Genomic DNA, 19849 nt, shown 5'->3' on the forward strand with positions numbered 1-19849 from the left:
GGCTCCGCTGCGCAGGCCATTGCTCAACCCGCGCTCACGCGTAACAAAGCTGCCCGGCTCTAATCCGTGCTGGTGGATACCAGGGGGTCACGTCAGTTACTACCGCCCAGCATCGGAGGCCGGATTCTTACCGCCCTTGAACTCGACCTTCACCGCGACAAACGGCTTGCTCCCCCGGTTCTGCACGAAAAATCAGGGATCGGCATCGCTGGATCGGTAACTTTCCGCAATCTACCTAAAGGTCGAAGACAAGATTTACGCCATATGTTCGGGGGGCAGCTAGAATACCCTGGTCTGCGGTTGTGCCAGCTGCGCCAGTATAATAATAGCGTTTATCAGTTAGATTGTTGACCCAAAGTTCTACGCCCCAAGCTGGGTTCGGTCGATACTCGACTGCAGCGCTAAACACACTGCGGGCTGGTTGCTGCAAGCGATTGTCTGCCTCGAAGAAAATCTTGCTGCTGTAGTTCCATAGGCCGTTGAATGCGAGCCACGACTGACTACCGAGTTCAAGCCGGTAGTTCAGGCTGACACTCGATGCAAATTTGGGTGAAAGCGGCGTTCGATTGCCGCTCGCATCCCCAACGCAGTTTATCCCACCGCCGGTCCGCGGACCGGCGCCAATAACGGCAGGAGACGAGGACCCCGCAAGCGCCGCTGGACAAGAGGCCGGTAACTGGAAGTTGAACAATGCATTGGGGAATGATTTGAACCGAGAGTCCAAGTACGTGGCATTCAAGTTCACCTGCAGCCCCTTTGCCGGAGCGATGGTGAGTTCGCCTTCGATCCCATCGACCTTCACCGATGCGGCGTTAAGTAGAAGTGTCTGGCCAGGACCGGGAGAGCCGCGAACCTGATAATCCTCGATTTTGTATTTGAAGCCGGCGACGTTGAGTCGAACGATATTATCGAACAACTGAGACTTGAATCCGATCTCGAACGCGTCGATCGTCTGCGGCTTGACCGGTGGCTCTGCAGGGCTTGCGGTAGTAGCAAAAATGCCTGACTTGAACCCCCGATTATAGGACGCATAAACGTTAATGTCGTCGGAGAGATCCTGACGCAGCGCCACGCGATAAGTCACCTTCCCTGTCGATAGCGATTGCGGCGCGGGCCTTGTGACCGTGGTGCCGGGCAAGACGGCAATGCTGCCCATCAGATCACGCTTGTCACGCGTGTAGCGACCACCAACCGTAAGATGGGTAGTCGCGGAGATATCATAACTCAGTTCGCCGAACGCAGCGTAGGAGTTTGTCTCCATGCGGTTGATGATCCGGGTCGTGCGCGCCGGCGTTACGACATCAAAACCATCCAGGTTGGCAACTGCATTGTAGTAAAACAAGCCGGCTTGCCAACTGAGCGGTGTGGTGGATGCGGAGGCAAGTCTGAGTTCCTGCTGGAAGGTCTTTACTCGCGATGGCGCGATGGCATGCGCCAGGAACGTGGGTGTGTAATCGGCGTCGAATTCAGATCGTACCTTGATCGAGCGACGGCCGGTGATGCTGGTCAGGGTTGCAAAATCAAACTCGTGGGAGACGTTAAGCGACGTGCCCCAGCCCTCAATTCGAGCGTAGGCCAAATCTGTCGTATTGAGGTTGTAATCACCTAGGTAAGTCGCGCCCCGAAACCCGGTTGTGCCTTTGAACAGGTTGAAGCCGTTCTGATAATCGTTCTCATCCTTGTAGTAATCGCCAGAAAGGACAATCTTTGTTCGCTCTCCAGGCCGAAACGCAACCTTGGAACGAGCCCCCCAGTACCAACCCTTTTGCACGGTCTTTCCGGTCGCAAAGTTACGGCCGAAGCCATTACCTTGGTCCTTGCCGGTCAGCGCAAGGTCTATGCTGACAGTGTCGGTTAGCGGGGTCGCCCCGTAAATCTGGCCTTGGACGGTATCATAGTTGCCATAGCCCAGCTTACCTGAGGCTACCACCACGTCACCAGGCTCACGAGTTATGATGTTGATAAGGCCGCCCGATGAGTTCCGACCAAACAGCGTGCCTTGGGGACCCTTGAGCACTTCGACGCGTTCGATATTGTTGAACTTGGTTGCTGCTGAGGTGAGATCGCCAAGGTAAACGCCGTCGACATAAAGTGCGTTTGCGCCCTCTTCGCCCACGCTGCCGCTGGTGTTGCCGACGCCGCGAACAAAGAAGATTGCGCTCGGACCTGATTGCGTCAACTGAACGCTGGGTATGGCGCGCGTTATCTCTGTCGTGCCAACGATGCCCATCGCAGCAAGGGCCTTCCCGCCGATCGCGGTGACGGAGATTGGCACGTCCTGCAGCCGCTCTTCACGTCGCTGGGCTGTGACGATGATCTCACCGACGCCTTCCATCGGAGTAGCACTGGGTACATTTGGAGTTTGCGCGAGCACCGGGACTGAGCCAATCAGCGCGGGTATACTGACGCTGAGTGCCCAGATGGAGCTCCTCAAGCGAAAATCCAGCTTAGTCACGATCCAATCTCCCCTTCATATTTTTTTATTGATTCAAATAGACGCTGAGCCGCGCAGCTATCCCACTCAACGAAAAATGTGCTCCACGACTTGCGAAGCTAATCTACGGCCTGTTTGGTAACGGCAGCTGCATGATCCAGTGAGACCGCAACCACCGTCCTCGTCCTTATCTAATCTTGACGCATCCTATTGCCGCGGCTTTCAAGCTCTCTTTGTGACTGCTTGCCAACAAAGAGAGCTAGTCACGCCTGTCGTCACGCGCGTGCATCTGACAACGCTCAGCCACACTTGAGGATTAAACACCGCGTTCGTGACATATGCAATAGGCCTCAGCAAAGAAGGGGGAGCGCGTCTTGATCTCGCAAATCGTGACCGCGCCTAGACGATCACCGAGCAGCCCATATTCTCTAGCAGGATCAATGGCCTATACCGAGCTTTTGGAGGGAGTAAGCGATCCTGCCACTTCATGTTCTGCTGAATGGGCAATGGAAACGGCTAAGGTGCTTTCCGCGATGGTGGTTTTAGCGGCCAATCTGCCGGACAAAATCGCATCGACAGCCGGGGCGTTGTTGCTGCCCCTTAAGATCAGGACCCATCAATCTGAGTGGCACGTCTTGATCCAGTCTCCGTGAGGAGATGGTGACGCGGTATTCGCCGACCGGGCCTGTGACAGTGACGCACTCCGAACCGAGATGGCCGCTCGCCGGATCTGGGCCAACATCAAGCACATGCCAAACCGCAAGCGCCGCCTCGCCTTTCGCGCGCATACCTCCATCGGGATCGCAATCTCATCAAGCGCTTATTCAGCAAACTCAGGCAATTCCACGCCGTCGCCACCCGGTACGACGAACGAGATGATAACCTCCTCGCCTCAATCCAACCTGCATCCATACGCGTTTGGCTGCGACCTAACAGGTCGGTGACCTAGCTTCGTAGCCGATGCAAAAAAGCGAGGAGGCCACACCAGATCTTCCGAATTTTGCCGGAAGGCTCATCAGGCTTTGAGTTGGGCACAACGGATTTTTCGATCTCGTCCCGCAATTGCTCGGCGAAGCTTTTGGCGAATTGCGGCAGGAGCGGCTTGCCCATGGCCTCCCACATCGGCGCCATCGGTCCGGTGCCGATGACATGAACCTTGAGCGCAATCTGCGTCTCGCTGGGACCGGTCGCGGTGGCCACATAAGTACCCCCGCCGTGAACCGGATCGCCTGCCAGCTTGAAGGTGAAGCGCACGGTCTCGGGCCCGGCCCACTCGTCTACGTGGACCTGCACCTTCACCGTGCGGACCAGCCCGCCCACGCCGACCTTCAAAGTCCACCGCGAGTCATTCTGATCGATGATCTGGCATTCACGATAACCGGGCATGATCGTCGCCCAGCGCGAAATGTCCTGCACGTAGTTCCAGGTAGCCTGAAGGTCCGCTTGGACGAGCGCCGTCTGTTCTGTCTCGATCATAGTGGCGGCCTCACAAGCCCATCCTCCTGGCTTCGCGCACCAGCAGGTCGCTCGGCTTGCCCGCTGCATGGTTGCCGATGAGCCAGCCATACGTCATGCCGCGGGCATTCGAGATGCCGCTTTGCATGACCGCGCCGGTCTCCATGCGCGCCATCGAATTGCCCGCCACATAGAGACCGGCAATTGGCTTGTCGTCCCAACCGAGCGCTTGCCCATGCTCGTCGGCAAGAATGCCGGTTGCGGTGATCGCACTCCCTCCCATGCGCTTCATCTCGACCGCATAGAACGGGCCCTTGCTGAGCGGACCCAAGACCGGGGACGGCTTGTGATAAATGTCCCCGCACATCCAGGTGCTCCAAGGATGAGTGCCGCGGCCGAAATCCGGATCGACGCCCTTCTCGGCATGAGCGTTGAAGCGCTCCACGGTCGCTTCCAGAGCGGCGGCATCGATCCCGATCTTGGCCGCGAGTTCACCGAGCGTGTCCGCGATCGTGCCCAGTCCCTCGGGCCATTCCTGCTGCGGCATGATCGAGCCGAACGGGTACTTGTCGCGCGCCTGGCTATCGATGATGGTCCAGCATGGGAAGTTCGGGTGCGTCTGGTCGCCGCCGTCGATCAGGTCGATCGCGTAGTAGAAGGAGCGATAGAACGCCTCGTTGCCAAAGCGCTTGCCGGCGCGGTTGACGACGATGGTATGCGGCTGGCCAATCACCGGGAGCGCACTGTTCCATAGGAGATGCCCTTCCTCGTCCTCCATGCCCGGGATCGTGAAGCCAAGCGATGTGATATCGGGCACACTGGCGACGCGAGCGCCGACCGGGCCTGCCAGACGGAAGTTCGCACCATTGACGGTGGACATCACCATCGAGCCGATCTCAAGTTGCTGGCTCAGGGTCTTGGTGTAATCCTGGTTGCGCTCATAGCTGCTTACCGCGACAACCACGCCCTTGTTTGCCTTTACGAAGACGTCGCGTCCGTCCCGCACCACCCGCACTCCGATCACGCGCGTACCATTCCCGATCAGTTCCTCGGCACTTGTTCCGGTGTGCATTGGAATACCGCGATCGAGCGCTCCTTTGACGAAGTAGGCGGCGAGCCCCGCACCCAGGCAGCGCTCGTCGTTGGTCAGGCGCTCGGCCATCTTTTCGAAATTCCACTTGGCGATGTTCGCGGTGCCGCCATTCTCGAACATGTCGTGGTGGGTGAAGCCATAGGGCATCTGCGGCGAGACACGCGTCTTCTGTGCCCAGTCACCCAGCGAGCGACCCGGGAATGGGCGACATTCCAGCATCCGTCCTTCCGCGACCGCATCGTTGCTGCGGGTGTAGTAGTAATCCGGACAGTCGCGGATCGGCTCCATGCTGAGACCGATCCGTTCCTCGAAGTACTTGAGGGCGATTGGCGCGTGTACCACCTGGTTCAGGATCGCGGCATCGCTGCCATAGTCCATGGACAGACGCTTGAGATAACGAAAGCCGCTGTCGGCGGAGTCCTCGATCCCAATCGCGCTTTCGAGATGATTGCCGGCTACCCAGACTTCGCCCATCGACAGCGCGGTGACGCCACCGACTTGATCCGACCGCTCGAGAACGAGCGCACTCAAGCCCTGATCGTACGCAGTGATGGCTGCAGACAGCCCGCCAATCCCCGACCCGATGGCAACCAGATCGGCTTCCATGTCCCAAGCTTCAGGAAGATTGTTCAACATCGCTCTTCTCCAGACATTTCCCGCGGCATGACGTCTTTCGTCAGCAGCTGTTCTTTTTTGCGAAATTAGCGCTCGTTCCTGCCTTCTGGACAACTGCACTCCGCGTCCCGTCCCAGGGGAAGGGGAAGCTAGCGTACAGGGGGGCCGTCACACCGTGCAGCCAGCTACAAACGTCGGTACGATGCGCTCGTCCCATGCCTCCACTCGCCACTCGATCCCGCATGGTCAGCAAGTATCGCCTTGGCATGCCATCCCCGCAGCAGGAGAACGAAGGCCTCGGCAGCCAATTGCGGGTCAGCACAGTGCCCGCCACTTGCGTGCGAGCACTGCGATTTGAACCAAGCTATATGCCCGACACCAGCCTGAGTTCGCTCCGCCGCAGCCGTCGCCAGCTTGGGAAGCCTGGGCGCCTCGTCGGAGATCAATCGGTTCACGACCAGCAGATCGCAAGGCTTAGCGCCAGGGTACGGTTGGCGTAAACCATGAGTGTACGCGATAGATCCATCGGCAGTGAGGACGTCAGAGTGGCTACAGTGCCCTGGCGCTTGACCTGTCGAAGCGTGATCGCGCGAAGCGGCGCATCCTTGAAATCGCGCCGCGAATAGAGCGTGGTCCTGGCAATCGCGGCCGGTTCCACGATCTGCGACGGCGATAGTCCCTCATAAGCTTTATCAGGGGATCTTCGGGAAGCGACATCGAGTAGTCGTTCCTGTATCTGAGCGAAGTCTTCCAAGAGTTGCCGACCTCGCGCTCTCGTAGTTTCGAGGCCCTCGCCATCCGCCTGGTGTCTCATCGAGTCTCTCCGTCGACTTCCACGTCGATTACGCGTTACCGTGAGCCATCGCTTCGCTCTTGGCTGCGAGCAGCGGGAGAATGGTCCTATCCGCCAATACGGTGCAGAAGTATTCGTTGAGCAGTCTGATCTTTTCGCCTTCGAAGGTGAAGATGAACACGTATTGATTGCAATAGGGCTCGCCATTGGAGAGCACGGCGTTCCCCTCCCATTCCACCACGACCGTGTCTCCTTCGGCCACGACTTTCTCGATCCGCGGGCGAAACCCGGTGGGCACCAGTTCCTTGAAGGCTTCGACGGTCGCCAGCATCGTTTCGCGATCGCGCTGCCCGGAGACTTCGGCGAAGCCCATGGTCTTCGTCGTCGCGTCAGCCGTCAAACACTCGCCTTGGCCAATCGCGTCCCCGACGCTCATCGCATGCAGAAACTTCAGGGCCACCTGCTTGTTGGCTTCGCTCATTGTGTCTCTCCGCATTCCGGGCGCTGTTAACGTGCCCTGTTTTATCGATTGAGCTTCGGATAATGGCTTTTCCCGCGCCACGCCAATTGGTCTCTGGCAAGTCTTCAATCAGGGCCACGCCGTCTCTGTGCCACGATCACGCCGCAATTGGATACGGTGAGCTTTCCTTGAGCTTGGGCAGGACCTTGTCGGCGAAACGCTTGAGCTGGCCGTAGACGCGCTCGTACGACATGCCGCCGTAGCTGAAGTTGGCGATCATGTCGTACTCGCCGACGGTCGCCTTGCGCATGGCGTCCTTCTCAATCAGTTGCTCGGGCGTGCCGATCATGTTGCCGCCGATATAGTCGCGATACGCCTTCTGCGGCCCGCCCGCTGCGTTCATCGCGTCGCCCAGGGCAACATATGTCGCGTAGGACGGCATGTTCTTGAAGTGGTCGCCGCCCCATTCATAGTGGTTGGCCACTTGGGCGAACTGCTTGGCGAAATAGTTGTCGGTATAATCCGCGACCTCGGCCTCGGTGTCGACACACACAACGAAATCCGAGATGACGAAGGGCGGCGCCTTGTACCCGTGCTTCGCCAGGAATGTCGAGCGGTACGCGTTGATTTCTTTCATCGAGTGCGACCAGTCGCCTTGGCTAAACCGCAATGCCTTCAAGCCGTAGTCGGCGGCGACCTCGGCCGACGAGGGCGACATCGAGACCATCAGCATGCGATCGCGTGACCAGTTCTCGGGGCGCGGCCGGATCTGCACTTCGGGCTGCTGGAAATGCTTGGTGTTGGCCTTCACGGTTCCCGTCTCAAGACCGTCCATGATGATTAGCGCCGCTTCGTCGAACAATTCCCGACTGTCCGCGATATCCTTTCGGAAGCCGTTGAACTCGCGACGCGCGGCACCGCGACCCATGCCCAGGATCACGCGGCCTTCAGAAAGACTGTCGAGCATCGCGGTCTTCTCGACCACGCGGACTGGATCATTCCACGGCAGGATCACCGCCGCCGGCATCAGCTTGATCGTCTTGGTCTTCGCCGCAACGTAGCTCAGCGCCTGGAGTGGGTCCGGACACGCAGCATAGTCCGTGAAATGATGCTCTACCATCGCCGCGAAGTCGAAGCCCATTGCCTCGGCCTCGATCGCGAGCTTTGTTTCCCTGCGGAAGAACTCCATGTCAGACATGCCGTGCAGATTTTGAAAACCGAGATGTACACCTACCTGCATCTGATCTCTCCGCCCTCGATGGTGCACATGACCTGCGCGACCTTTCACGTTTCGATGTAGCGCGAGTCGTGGTCCAGCGCCGACAGGACTTTAACACCTGTTCCGTTTCAAACGCAACTGGGCAGTTCGCCGCGAGTGCTAAGGATCAGTCCGGGCGCTCGGCTTGCTCCAGCCCCACTCGCACTTCGTCGAGAAGCGCGGTCGCTTCCGAGACAAGCTTCCGCATCCGTGCATGGCCCGGCGCTTCGCGGGCGGTGAGGCCGTGAAGGAATACGCGCACGCCGAAGCGCGTCTGCTGCTCCACCTGCTGCATGTCGAGTTCCTGCCCCCAGGCCGCACTGTTCGCGGGCCCCGCCACGATCAGGTTGAGGAACGCCTGCCCGGCCTGCAGCGCTTGCCTGGGCGCCAGTTCCAAGCGCCGCGCGAACAACTCAGAGAGATACGCAACCGTCGGCTCAGTTCCGAGCCGTACGTTTTCCACGCTGATCTCGGGCATGCGCACGGATTCCGCGTTGGTGAGGCGCAACAGTCGCAAACCGGCAGGCTTCAGCACGTTGGCGACGAGTGCATCGCCGATCCGCACCAGACTTTGCTCCAGATTGTCGTCCTCCAGAGCGCGAAGGCTATCGATCGGTACGATCCAGTCATCGATCGCACGTGAGAGCGCCGCCATGAACAGGCGTTTCTTGTCTCCGTAGCGCGCATAGACGGTCCGCTTGGCCATCCCCGCAGCGGCGACGATGGCATCGATGCTTGTGCCGTCGAACCCTTTCTCAAGAAACAGGTCGAGCGCCCTGTCGAGCAGCGCTTCATTGCTCAATGAAGGACGGCCGGAGCGGCGTCGCACTGACGCGCCAGCGTCGGCTTTGTCTTTGCCGCTTGCTATGAGCCCCCTCGTCATCTCGCTACGACTTTAACACGACTGTGCCCTGCTATCAACGATTGCATAAACCGCTACAGGTGCTAAATGTCGAGGTGTGAGGCCCGAACGCGGCTATGTCCGAGGCGTCACGGGTAGCGATGCAAAATCGGTAAATGCCGTGGCATTCGGACATCTAGGATCGCAATCAACCCCTAGGCCCAAGTCGATCATTGGTAGAAAATCCGAACCGGTCTGAGCGAAGGTCACAGTTTACAAGTTACGGTGCCGAACAGTAGCGATGCCGAACCATGGCGACGAGAGCCGGTGGAGTTAAAAGATCAGGATTTAGCTGGTGCTGATTCAAATCGAGCCAGTTTAAATAATAGGACTGAGAGAGGATAAAATGACAGAGATCACAGGCCGCACAGCGGTGGTGACCGGCGGCGGCAGCGGCATCGGCATGGGTTTAGCCAAAGCCCTGGCCACCGCCGGTGCCAGAGTCGCCGTTGCCGACATCATGCTCAGCAATGCCCAAGGCGTCGTGGATACTATCCGCGCCGAGGGCGGCCAGGCGATAGCGGTCGAATGCGATGTGTGCGAGCGCTCCTCAATCCAGGCGATGAAGACCGCGGTTCATGACGCTTATGGCCCAGTGCAACTCCTCTTTGCCAACGCCGGCGCGACATCATTCGATCCACTTGTCGAGATGTCGGACGAAGATGTCGACTGGATCCTGCAGGTGAACTTGCACGGCGTCATTAACACGACCCGGGCGTTTCTGCCTGATATGATCGCAGCAGGCGGTGGCCACATCTGCGCAACTTCATCGATGGCAGGACTGTTGCCGGGCTGGATCCCGGTCCATGCGCCGTACTCGGCAGCTAAGGCCGGAGTGATCGGCTTGATGATGAACCTCGCGCTTGAAGTCGCCGAGTACGACATCCACACGACTTCATACTGCCCGGGTGGCGTGGCTACAGGGATGAAGGTCAACAATTCGCGCTATCGTCCGGCAAGGTTCGGCGGCCCGGCAGACGGGGGCGTGCAGGTTGGCGAGGCCTCATCGGTCGCTCACTCACATGACTTCTATACACCCGAGGCGGTTGCGCCGATGGTGCTGGACGCCGTGCGGCACAATCGAGCCTTCGTATTCGACCATCCTGCTCAGCGAGCACACTTCCGCACTACATATTCCGCCGTGGTAGAGGCGTGTTATGACGCGGCGGAGCAGTGGCATGACTACAACGGCACGCCGGACGCGAACCCGCACGGGGCAGTGTTACTGAAAGACTGAAACAGGGGACGCGGCAGGCTCTGCTCACGAAGAGCCATTCACCTGGGCGCTGTCGATCACGAAGAAAATGAGGTATTTTTAGATAACATATCGATTTACCTATGGGGCATTAAATCACAGAACCAGTATACTTCGAGTTTTACTGAGTGTGTTGTAGAGCACAATGGGTAAGAGGGGGACATAAACACTCACAGCACGCCATAAATAACGGTTTTATTGTCAGCGACAATGCGCGCTGAAGCGGATCATACGCTAGTTTATCCGCCAGAAATCAACAACGATTCATAAATTCTGGGAACAAAGGCGCAAGACGCGCTGCACGACTGGATAACGAACATGTCGCAGGAGAGCAGTATTATTCCCTACAGCGAATGGCGGAATCATGGGCCTCTACTCATCCCCTGTCTTGCAGGTATAATTCTGTGTGCGACCCATGGATTCATGATGGGTGTGATGATTGGCCCTCTCGAAAGAGAATTCGGATGGACGCGCGCCGAGATTTCCTCGGGCCAGTTCATCACCGCCGTAACGGCACTGCTGCTGGCTCCTGTCGCTGGAGCGGCGGTAGACCGTTTCGGGCCGCGCTTGATCGGTCTGATCGGCGTGCCGCTATATTGCGGGAGTCTGGCGATGCTTTCGTTAGCTACGTCTAATCTAATGAGCTGGTGGGCGCTGTGGCTGGTTATAGCGCTTGCCAGTATGCTTGTGATGCCGATGGTGTGGACCACATCCATAAATGGTTACTTCCACCGTCACAGGGGAAAAGCACTTGCTGTTGCCTTGTCTGGAACGGGCATCGCGGCTGCCATTGTCCCGATGCTGACATTCACGTTGATCAGAGAGGTAGGCTGGCGCATGGCCGTCGTAGCCGAAGCAACTATAGCCCTCTTGGTCGCCTATCCCCTGGTAATTTTCATATTCTACGGACCTGGGGATAGGGCAATCACATCAGCATCAACCACCTTTGCCGGCATTGATCCCGCGAGTACGGGAGTGTCGGTCAGGGAGGCTTTACGGTCCGTCCGATTTCTGAAGCTTGCGGGTGGTGCGGTAATATTCGCGGTGGCCGCCGCAGCATTGACGTTCAACGCTGTGCCCATTGTAATTGCACAGGGAATTGAGCCGGAAATTGCTGCGACCATTGCCGGATTGGTTGGGCTTGGCTCGATCATTGGTCGGCTCGTTGGAGGCTATCTGCTCGACAGATTCAACGCCGCCAAGGTTGCTGGTATGGGCGTACTCATACCGCTAGTCGTTATCGTGCTACTGCTCGCGTTCGAAAACTCGGTCCTAATGGCCGCATTGGCATGTCTTATCCTCGGCCTGGCAGTCGGGCTGGAGGTAGATGGATGCGCCTACCTCGCCGCGCGGCATTTTGGCGTCAAGAGCTTCGGCACCATCTTCGGCACTATAAACGGTCTGCTTCTGTTCGGCAGCGGGATAGCGCCAATCGTCGCCAATGCAATTTTCGATGTGACCGGCAGCTACGAACTGTTCCTTTGGCTCTCAACTCCCGCATTCCTGACCGCTTCGGCATTGTGGCTTAATCTTGGACCGTACCCGGTATTCGGTCAGGACATTGCGACGAGCGATGCGCGTCCTGGTCGATGAAGGGCTCTGCAACATCAAAAACCTGAACTTGATTGTGTACAATGCTTCATCGCAAGGGGCCGCTCAGTCAGCCAATCGCGCCAGCAGAAGAAGCTTCTCGGAAGTACGTCCTTCGACAGCGAGATTCGGCATTGCGTCGCTCCAGCGGGGGGAGCGGCGCAATGCCGAGTGCGCCTAGAAGTTGCCGGTCAGCTTTACGCCCACCGTGCGTGGGTCGCCGTAACCGTAGAGATAGCCGCGGATCGTCTGGTTGTTGGTGGTGAAGGTAATGTACTGCTTGTTGGTCAGGTTGCGGACAAAGACCTGCACCGAATAGCGCGCGTTGGCGGGTTTGTACTCCAAATATCCGTCTACCAGCACATAGCCATTCTGAGTATTCTCGGGGAAGTTGTAGATGCTGAAGTACTGCTTGGAGCGGTAAGTGCCGCGCACGTCGGCGGTAAGGCCGCCGTCACCGATGGCGAAGGTGCGCTGCAGGCCACCGGCCATGGTCCACTTGGAGGCTTGAGGCAGGCGATTGCCTGACAGATCGACTGGCACCGTTGCGCGAGGTCCGTTCGGGCCTTGGTTGGTGTAGGTCGCCTGGAAATCGTCGAACTTGGCCGAGAGATAGTTTACCGCCAGGTTGAGCGTGCCGATCGGCGCGATCTTGGCGTCGAGGCTGGTCTCCACGCCCCAGATCTTGGCCGAACCGGCGTTGACGATGCCGGCGATAGTGTTGTTGCAAACGCTGCACAAGCCCAGAGATGCCTGATAGCCCTTGTAGTCGTTATGGAAGCCGGAAACGGAGAACAGCGCCCTACGCCCGAGGAACTGCTGCTTCAGGCCGCCTTCGATGACCGTGGATGTCTCCGGGTCATACGAGAAGCTGCGCAGCCCCGAGGTGTTGAAACCGCCGGCCTTGTAGCCGGAATCCACCTTGGCATAGAGCATCGTGTCGCTGGTCGGGTTCCAGTCGACGCCGGCATGGTAGGTCAGCTTCTTCGACTTCACGTCACCGTTCTGCGAACTTGTCGAGGTCTGCACGCCGTTGGTGTACCCATACCCCACACCGACACGGACACGTGAGTCCCAGGTCTGGCGCAGGCCACCGCTCAGCGTCAGCGTCTCGACCGGGCGGTACGTCACTTGCGCGAAGACTGCCTTGGAGATCGTGTCGACCTTGGGATCAACGAACCGGGTCAGCTGCACGAACTGGTTGTTGAAAAGCGTCTTGGTACCTGAATCGAGCTCTGACGCTTCCTTGAAGTAGTACAGGCCCGCCTGCGCCGACAACGGCTGCGCTGCATCGCTGGACAGACGCAGCTCGTGGCTCATCGTCTTGGGTTTTTCGTGCTGAATGAACTTTGCCGCAGTCATTGTCGTCAGGTTGCTGTTGGACTGCTGGTACTTGTAATCGACCGTGTCGTAACCGCCGTTGTAGTTCAATGTCAGCGCATCGCTGAAGTGATAGTTGAAATCCCAGTGAAAGCGGATGTCGTCGATGTCCTGGAAGAACGGCACCAGGCTCGACCATTCGTCGGCGTAGACGCCGGCAGGCTTCTGGTGAACGATGTCGGTGCGCGTGGCATTGTCGACGAACGGGATTTCCTGGAACGTCGCGCTGGTGCCGCCCGAGTGCGTGTACTGGAACATCAAGGTACCGTCGAACCGCTCACTGGGCTGGAAGGCCACGGCAAGGCGACCCGAAGCCGAATTCGCCTTGTTGTTACCCTCGGGCTGCAGCGGGTTCTTGTAGTAGGCGTTATGCTGGAACGTGCCCCACGACGCGCGGACCTGTACGGTATCGCTCAGGGGTACGTTGAAGGCGCCCTCGGTATTGAGCGTGCCGTAGTTACCGCCAGTGATCGAGGCGAAGCCTTCCAGCTCCTTGGTCGGCTTCTGCGTAATGAAGTTGATGACGCCACCGATGGCATTGCGGCCATAGAGCGTGCCTTGCGGTCCGCGCAGCACTTCGATCCGCGCCAGATCGTAGAGCGACTGGTTGAGCGTATAGGTGCGGTTTGCGAAGAAGTTGTCCACGCCGATGGCGACTGCAGGGTCGCCGATCTCGCTGTTGCTCTGGCTCAAGATGCCGCGGATGCCGATGAAGACCGCGGGCTGCGCCGAGGTCGCGAAGCTGATCGAGGGCGTAACGCGCGACAAGGTGCCAAGGTCATGGACGCCGGTGGCGCGCACTTCATCGCCCGTCAGCACGTTCATCGCGATCGGCGTCTTAGCGACACGCGAGTTGCTTTTCTGAGCGGTGACGACGATGTCGCCAGGCGCTGCGACATCATTGGCCGGCTGGTCGGGGGCGGTCTGCGCCTGAGCCGATCCAGCGATCAGAAGCCCACTGGCGATGGCGGCCACGCTAACAGCGCCGAATGTCTTACTCATGTCATTCCCCTTGACCATGTGTTCTGTGTCCACCCGCACTGTGCCAAGCGATTGTCGCGACCCGAGGCTCGTTGCCTGTGCAGTCCAGGATGGCTTCGGTGTGCGCTGCGGGACGGCTTCGGCAAAATATTTTTGGCGGATGCCTTGGTTTAGAGAATCCGAGGTTCCCGCCATGTAAAAAAAATCGGTTCGATCTCACTCGAGAATCCCGCCGCACGGCGTGCGCGGTACGACGGGCGTCCGTATAGCGTTTCCCGAACCAGGGCCGCGGAATTGATGAATCGGCGGAACCGGGCGCGCGTGATAGCGCCACGAGGTTGAACCATCAGGACACCCTCCGCGTGAACACTCCACGGATCAAGACCACCTTTCCGGAGATCTTCGGCTACGGCTTGGGCGATTTCGCGTCGAACCTGATCTGGACGACGACGCTCACCTATATCGTCTTCTACTACACGGATATCTACGGCATCCCCGCAGCGCAGGTTGCTACGATCCTGCTGGCGTGCCGCGTGTGCAGCGCCGTCATCGATCCCGTCGTGGGCACTCTCGTCGATCGTCGGCATGGCTCGGAACAGGCACGGCCATTCATCATCTGGGGCGCGGCCCCGCTGGCGCTTGCCACGTTCCTGGCATTCGTGCCGGTCGGCCAGGACAACACGGTCAAGATTGCTTGGGCAGTGTTCACCTTCCTGCTGCTCAGCACCACATACAGCTTCGTCAACACCGCCTACGGCATGCTGGTGAACCTGATGACAAAGGACACCGGCGAGCGCCTGAAGCTGACATCGTCGCGCATGATCGGCGCGAATATCGGCGCGGTGTTCATCGGCGGCGTAACTTTGGCGGGCGTCCGGTTCTTCGGCGGCGGCGATCAGGCTCGAGGGTTTATGATTTTCATGGGCGTGGTCGGCCTGTTCGCGGCCGGCTGCTTCGCTGTGACCTGGGCGATGTGCCGAGAGAAGCTGCGCCCCGCCACCGCCCAGACGGCCGAGGTGAAAGCGCCTTGGCGAACGCTCGTCGCCAACCGCCCGTGGTTGCTCCTGACCAGCATGAAGTTCTGCAACAGCACGGCGAACACGTTGTCGCTCGGCAGCCTGACCTTCGCCTCGATCTACCTGCTGAAGACCGGCGCGGAGTTTAGCGGCACTCTGATCGCTGCGCTTACGGGCGCCAGCTTCATCGGCGTCTGGATTGCGATGCCGCTGACCAAGCGCCTTGGCAAGCGCGCCAGCGTTCGCTTGACCAACTTCGGCCAGGCATTCTGCTTTGTGCTGCTGGCCATGCTGCCGCTAGGCGGCACGACGACGCTGGTGCTGGTCTCTGCGATCGGCCTGATGATCGGCATTCGCGACCCGCTGACTTACGCGATGCTTTCGGACACGCTGGATCCTGGTGTCTCGAACAGCGGGGTGAGCGCCATGGGTCTGGGCTATTCCATCGCCTCTGCTGCGTACAAGGTGGCGGCGGGCGTGGGCGGGGGGCTCTCCGCCGCCCTGCTTGCCGCAGGCGGCTACGTTGCCGGTGCACCGGAGCAGACGGAGTCTGCGCTTCGTGCGATCCTCATCGGCTTTGCGGTCCTTCCAGCGGCCATCGTTTTCATCTCAGGCGCGATCACGTTCTTCTATCCATCGGATGCGCAGATGGATGCGCTCAAACAGCGCAACGCCGAACCGCGACTCTGAGCGGACAGCACAGGCCTTTGAGAACCCACCCTCGGCCGGTCGTTAATCCGACCGGTCTTTTTTTTTGCGGCACAGAACGCCGCTGACGGAAGGTCATGACAAAAACGCGGCGAGGTTCCCCTCGCCGCGTCGGTGATTCTAAGCATCTTCACTGTGGTGAATACGCTCTGGGCTTTTGATGACACATTTCCCGAACCATTGACCGTGAGCGATCAACTTGAAAAATGCTCGAACCTCCGCCGCGCGGAGGCTCAGTCGCCCGGCTGCTGCTCCCAGGCCCGGATGTCGGCGTTGATGCGGTCAAGCAGCGGTTGCACTTCCTCGCGGGTGATGCGCTGGCGCAGACGGCGGTCCAGCGTGGTCGCCATGCCCAGGAACGAGGACGCGCAGTGCTGGAGAATGTGCTCGGCGTCGTCCTCACTGATCTCCATGCGCTCGGCGATGAAGCCCCGGAAGGCAGCGTGTGCGATCGGAGTTGCCAGGATAATGCCGGGCTGCGTGTCCCACGTGATCTCGCGGAATCGGCCGACACGCGATCGGGTCTTGAGCGGCGCCTGGAGGCGGATATCGCGGGAGGACGCCGCGATCTCGACGATTATGTCGTCGGTATCGAGGATCCAGCACTCCCGAGCCGGGTCGTAGTAGCGCAAGTCATCCGCCGCCAACGCTAAGGTGAGATCGACCGTCTCGCCCGGCGCCACATCGGTCTTGATGAATGCCTTGAGTTCGTGCGCCGGTCGGCTGACCCGTGGCTTACCATGCAGCACGTAGACCTGCGTCGTCTCTCGCCCTGCGACCGCACCGGTGTTGGTCAGCTTGAAGCGAAGGCTTACCGTCTCGCCGTCACGCAATGTGTCGCGGTCGAGCACCAGGTCCGAGTAGGCGAAACCCGAGTAGCCGATGCCGTGACCGAACGGGAAGAGCAGTTCCGTCTGCAGGGTGTCGTGGCTGCGGTAGCCGACGAAGAGGCCTTCCGAGTACACATGCCGGCCATTCTCGCCTGGGTACGTCAAGTAGCCGGGTATCTGGCGCATGGAGCGGGTGAAGCTGGTCGTCAGCTTGCCGGACGGGTTGACCTTCCCGAATAGAATGTCTGCGACCGCCCCGCCCATTGCCTGTCCCGAGAAGAAGGTGGCGAGCACGGCTGGTACATCGGCCACCCACGGCATCTCGACCGCATCCGGGCTCGCGACGACCACGACGGTTCGCGGATTGACCAAGGCGACGGCGGAGATCAACGCGTCCTGTCCTTCGGCGAGAGCCAGCGTGCTACGGTCCGATCCCTCGCCATCCCAGCCCACTTCGGTGTTGACGAAGACCACCGCGACATCGGCCTCTCGCGCACCCGCGAGGGCGGCAGCCAGCGCTTCAGGCGATCCAGTGCCGGGGAAATGGCGGACTTCGCAGTCGCCTGCGAAGGCCTGGATCTCGGCGAGCGGCTGATCGACCCGCGTCGGCGAGGTGGTCGCGCAGCCGGATCCCTGGATCACCGCCTCGATCGCGCTGGGCCCGATGATCGCCAGCGATTTCAAGCGCTCGGCCGCGAGCGGCAGCACGGCGCCTTCGTTCTTGAGGAGCACGATCGACTCGCCTGCAAGCTTGCGGGCCAGACGGTGGTGGGCATCGTGGTCCAGCGGCTTGGGCTTAACAGCACGACCAGCTTCCGAGCGTCGCACGAGTTCGACGATCCGGATGCAGGCGGTATCCAGGCTTTCCAGCGAGACCGTACCTGCATTCACCGCCTCCAGCAGTTCGTCGCGGCGGGTGCGACTCTGCGGCATATCGAGGTCGTTGCCGGCCCACAGCGAGGCGGGCCGATCCTTGATTCCATGCCAATCCGACATGACGAGCCCGCGATAGCCCCAATCTTCGCGCAGCACTGTAGTGAGCAGCCAATGGCTTTCGGCCGCTTGCTCGCCGTTCAGGCGATTGTAGGCGCTCATGACAGTCCACGGATCGGACTTGCCGATGGCGATCTCGAACCCGCGCAAGTAGATCTCGCGTAGCGCGCGCATATCGACGATCGAGTCCATCGACGTGCGCTCGACCTCACTGTTGTTGCATGCGAAGTGCTTGATCGAGGCACCCACGCCCTGCCCCTGCAAACCGTTGATCATCGCCGCTGCAAGTTCGCCGGTGACGATCGGGTCTTCGGAGAAATACTCGTAAGCGCGCCCGGCCAGCGGCGTACGGCGGATGTTCACGCCCGGCCCCAGCAGCACGTCGACGCCCATGGCGCGGCACTCGACACCCAGCGCCTCGCCCATCGCGCGCGCCAGTTCCACGTCCCACGAACAGGCAAGGCTGGATCCATTGGGGAAACAGGTCGCCGGCTTCATCGAACCCCAGGCGATCTCGACATCGTTGGCCTTGCGATTGACAGTGGCAAGGAACGCATCGAGGTCGACTCCGGCTTCCTGCTTCTCGTCGATCTGCGAAATCGAATAGCGCACACCGTATGTGCCGTCGGTCATGACAAGAGCCGGCAGGCCGAGGCGTTCGACGCCGTGGGTCCGCCACATGCCCTGACCGGTCAGCAGGTCTACCTTCTCATCGGTCGTCATCGCACCCACGAGGTCGGTCGCTTCTATCATCGCAGTTCGTTTCCATCGTCTTGCCAGGCCAGAACTGCCCACTTGCCGGATGGCGCGATGCCGGTCTCCACGCCAATCGGTTTCACTGAGCCCCGGCTTCGGAAAAGCCAAATGGACCCGCCACCCGGGCAAAGATAGCCCAGCCTTGAACGGAGCCTGCCCTGATGACGACCATGCAGAACCTGGATACGCTGATCGCCTTCCCAACGGTGAGCGGCACGCCGAACGCCGATCTGATCACCTGGGCCGAGGTGCAGCTCGAGGCGTGTGGCGCGCAGATCCTCAAGGTCGCGGGCCCTGTCGCGGGAACGTGGAACCTGTTCGCCACGCTCGGTCCGCGCGACGTGCGCGGCATCCTCCTGTCCGGCCACAGCGACGTGGTGCCGGTCGCCGAGCAGGACTGGACCAGCGATCCATTTGCGCTCACCGCCAGGGGCGATCGCCTCTACGGTCGTGGCACTGCCGACATGAAGGGCTTCCTCGCCTGCGCGCTCGCCGCTTTCTCGCGCGCCGCGCCAAGACGAGCCGAGCTACGCGCGCCGTTGCATCTCGCCATCACGTGCGAAGAGGAAGTGGGATGCGTGGGTGTGCGCACGCTCCTGCCCGAGCTTGGCCGTTTGGCGACGCAGCCGCTGCTGTGCATCGTCGGCGAGCCGACTTCGATGCGGCTTGCCACCGGGCACAAGGGTAAGCTCGCCTTGCGCGCCACCTGCACCGGGCGCGCCGCCCACTCCGCGCTGCCGATGCAGGGTCTGAACGCGATCTTCCTGGCGTCCGAATTCATCGAGGCTGTGCGCGCCGAACAGGCCCGCATCGAGCATGAAGGCGTCAGCGACGCCGCATTCGAAGTGCCGTATTCGACCCTTCACGTCGGCACTATCCGCGGTGGCACCGCGCTCAACATCGTGCCGGAAAGCTGCACCGTCGAGCTGGAACTGCGCTCCATCCCCGGCGAGGACAGCGAAGGCGTGTTCGCGCGATTGTCGGAGGCTGCCGAGCGCATCGTCGCGCCACACCAGGACCGCGTTCCGGAGGCGCGGATCGCACTGGAGGTGGTCAACAGCTACCCCGGCCTCGACAGCGGCGAGGACCCCTGGCTGGAGTTCATGACCGCACTGACCGGCACCAACCATCCGATCAAGCTGGCCTTCGGCACCGAAGGCGGGCTGCTGGATCAGGCAATCGACGCCGCCGTGGTCGTCTGCGGGCCGGGCTCGATGGACCAGGGGCACAAGCCCGACGAGTTCGTCACCGTGGATCAACTGGCTCGCTGCGACGCAATGCTCGACGCCGTGATCGAGCGGCTCTGCCGGCCAGCATTCGAGCACGACTGA

The 19849-nt window shown here is 60.2% G+C and carries 14 protein-coding genes; 5 read left to right on the forward strand and 9 right to left on the reverse strand.

The features are described 5' to 3' along the window. Positions 1 to 235: 235 nt before the first annotated feature. Positions 236 to 2455 (reverse strand): TonB-dependent receptor, encoded by a 2220-nt coding sequence (locus HNO88_RS19535; protein WP_184249812.1) that lies wholly within the window; start codon positions 2453 to 2455, stop codon positions 236 to 238. 419 nt (positions 2456 to 2874) lie between these two features. Here HNO88_RS19535 and HNO88_RS19540 point away from each other — a divergent pair, with 419 nt between their 5' ends. Beyond that, complete coding sequence (locus HNO88_RS19540; RefSeq protein WP_184249815.1) at positions 2875 to 3087, forward strand: hypothetical protein; 213 nt, start codon at positions 2875 to 2877, stop codon at positions 3085 to 3087. Positions 3088 to 3379: 292 nt separating this feature from the next. Here the strand turns inward: HNO88_RS19540 and HNO88_RS19550 are convergent, their stop codons facing one another. From HNO88_RS19550 to HNO88_RS19575, 6 genes are all read right to left on the reverse strand, one after another. Then, a complete protein-coding gene (locus tag HNO88_RS19550; RefSeq protein WP_184249817.1) occupies positions 3380 to 3910 on the reverse strand; it encodes an SRPBCC family protein in 531 nt (176 codons plus the stop codon). A 10-nt stretch (positions 3911 to 3920) separates the two neighbouring features. Continuing rightward, positions 3921 to 5618, reverse strand: coding sequence for an FAD-binding protein (locus tag HNO88_RS19555; protein WP_184249821.1), 1698 nt, complete (start codon positions 5616 to 5618; stop codon positions 3921 to 3923). 430 nt (positions 5619 to 6048) lie between these two features. Continuing rightward, positions 6049 to 6351, reverse strand: coding sequence for a hypothetical protein (locus tag HNO88_RS19560; protein ID WP_184249822.1), 303 nt, complete (start codon positions 6349 to 6351; stop codon positions 6049 to 6051). A gap of 88 nt (positions 6352 to 6439) precedes the next feature. Then, positions 6440 to 6871 (reverse strand): nuclear transport factor 2 family protein, encoded by a 432-nt coding sequence (locus HNO88_RS19565; RefSeq protein ID WP_184249825.1) that lies wholly within the window; start codon positions 6869 to 6871, stop codon positions 6440 to 6442. 136 nt (positions 6872 to 7007) lie between these two features. Next, on the reverse strand, positions 7008 to 8090 hold the full coding sequence (locus tag HNO88_RS19570; RefSeq protein ID WP_184249828.1) for an LLM class flavin-dependent oxidoreductase: 1083 nt from the start codon (positions 8088 to 8090) through the stop codon (positions 7008 to 7010). Positions 8091 to 8235: 145 nt separating this feature from the next. Then, complete coding sequence (locus tag HNO88_RS19575; RefSeq protein WP_184249830.1) at positions 8236 to 8991, reverse strand: TetR/AcrR family transcriptional regulator; 756 nt, start codon at positions 8989 to 8991, stop codon at positions 8236 to 8238. A 364-nt stretch (positions 8992 to 9355) separates the two neighbouring features. On the opposite strand from HNO88_RS19575, the gene HNO88_RS19580 reads away from it, so the two are divergent. Then, a complete protein-coding gene (locus HNO88_RS19580; RefSeq protein WP_184249833.1) occupies positions 9356 to 10246 on the forward strand; it encodes an SDR family NAD(P)-dependent oxidoreductase in 891 nt (296 codons plus the stop codon). Between the two features lie 336 nt (positions 10247 to 10582). After that, positions 10583 to 11857, forward strand: a complete 1275-nt coding sequence (locus tag HNO88_RS19585) for an MFS transporter (RefSeq protein ID WP_281384057.1) — start codon at positions 10583 to 10585, stop codon at positions 11855 to 11857. A gap of 174 nt (positions 11858 to 12031) precedes the next feature. Here HNO88_RS19585 and HNO88_RS19590 read toward each other — a convergent pair whose 3' ends face one another. After that, positions 12032 to 14236, reverse strand: a complete 2205-nt coding sequence (locus HNO88_RS19590; RefSeq protein ID WP_184249839.1) for a TonB-dependent receptor — start codon at positions 14234 to 14236, stop codon at positions 12032 to 12034. Positions 14237 to 14577: 341 nt separating this feature from the next. On the opposite strand from HNO88_RS19590, the gene HNO88_RS19595 reads away from it, so the two are divergent. Further along, positions 14578 to 15921, forward strand: coding sequence for an MFS transporter (locus tag HNO88_RS19595; RefSeq protein ID WP_184249842.1), 1344 nt, complete (start codon positions 14578 to 14580; stop codon positions 15919 to 15921). 251 nt (positions 15922 to 16172) lie between these two features. Here HNO88_RS19595 and HNO88_RS19600 read toward each other — a convergent pair whose 3' ends face one another. Further along, positions 16173 to 18515 (reverse strand): beta-glucosidase, encoded by a 2343-nt coding sequence (locus HNO88_RS19600; RefSeq protein ID WP_221420124.1) that lies wholly within the window; start codon positions 18513 to 18515, stop codon positions 16173 to 16175. Positions 18516 to 18679: 164 nt separating this feature from the next. Between HNO88_RS19600 and argE the strand changes: the two genes are divergently transcribed. Beyond that, positions 18680 to 19849, forward strand: coding sequence for an acetylornithine deacetylase (gene argE, locus HNO88_RS19605; protein ID WP_184249845.1), 1170 nt, complete (start codon positions 18680 to 18682; stop codon positions 19847 to 19849).

Origin of the sequence: Novosphingobium chloroacetimidivorans, assembly GCF_014204535.1 — a bacterium.
In the GTDB taxonomy this organism is placed as follows: Bacteria; Pseudomonadota; Alphaproteobacteria; order Sphingomonadales; family Sphingomonadaceae; genus Novosphingobium; species Novosphingobium chloroacetimidivorans.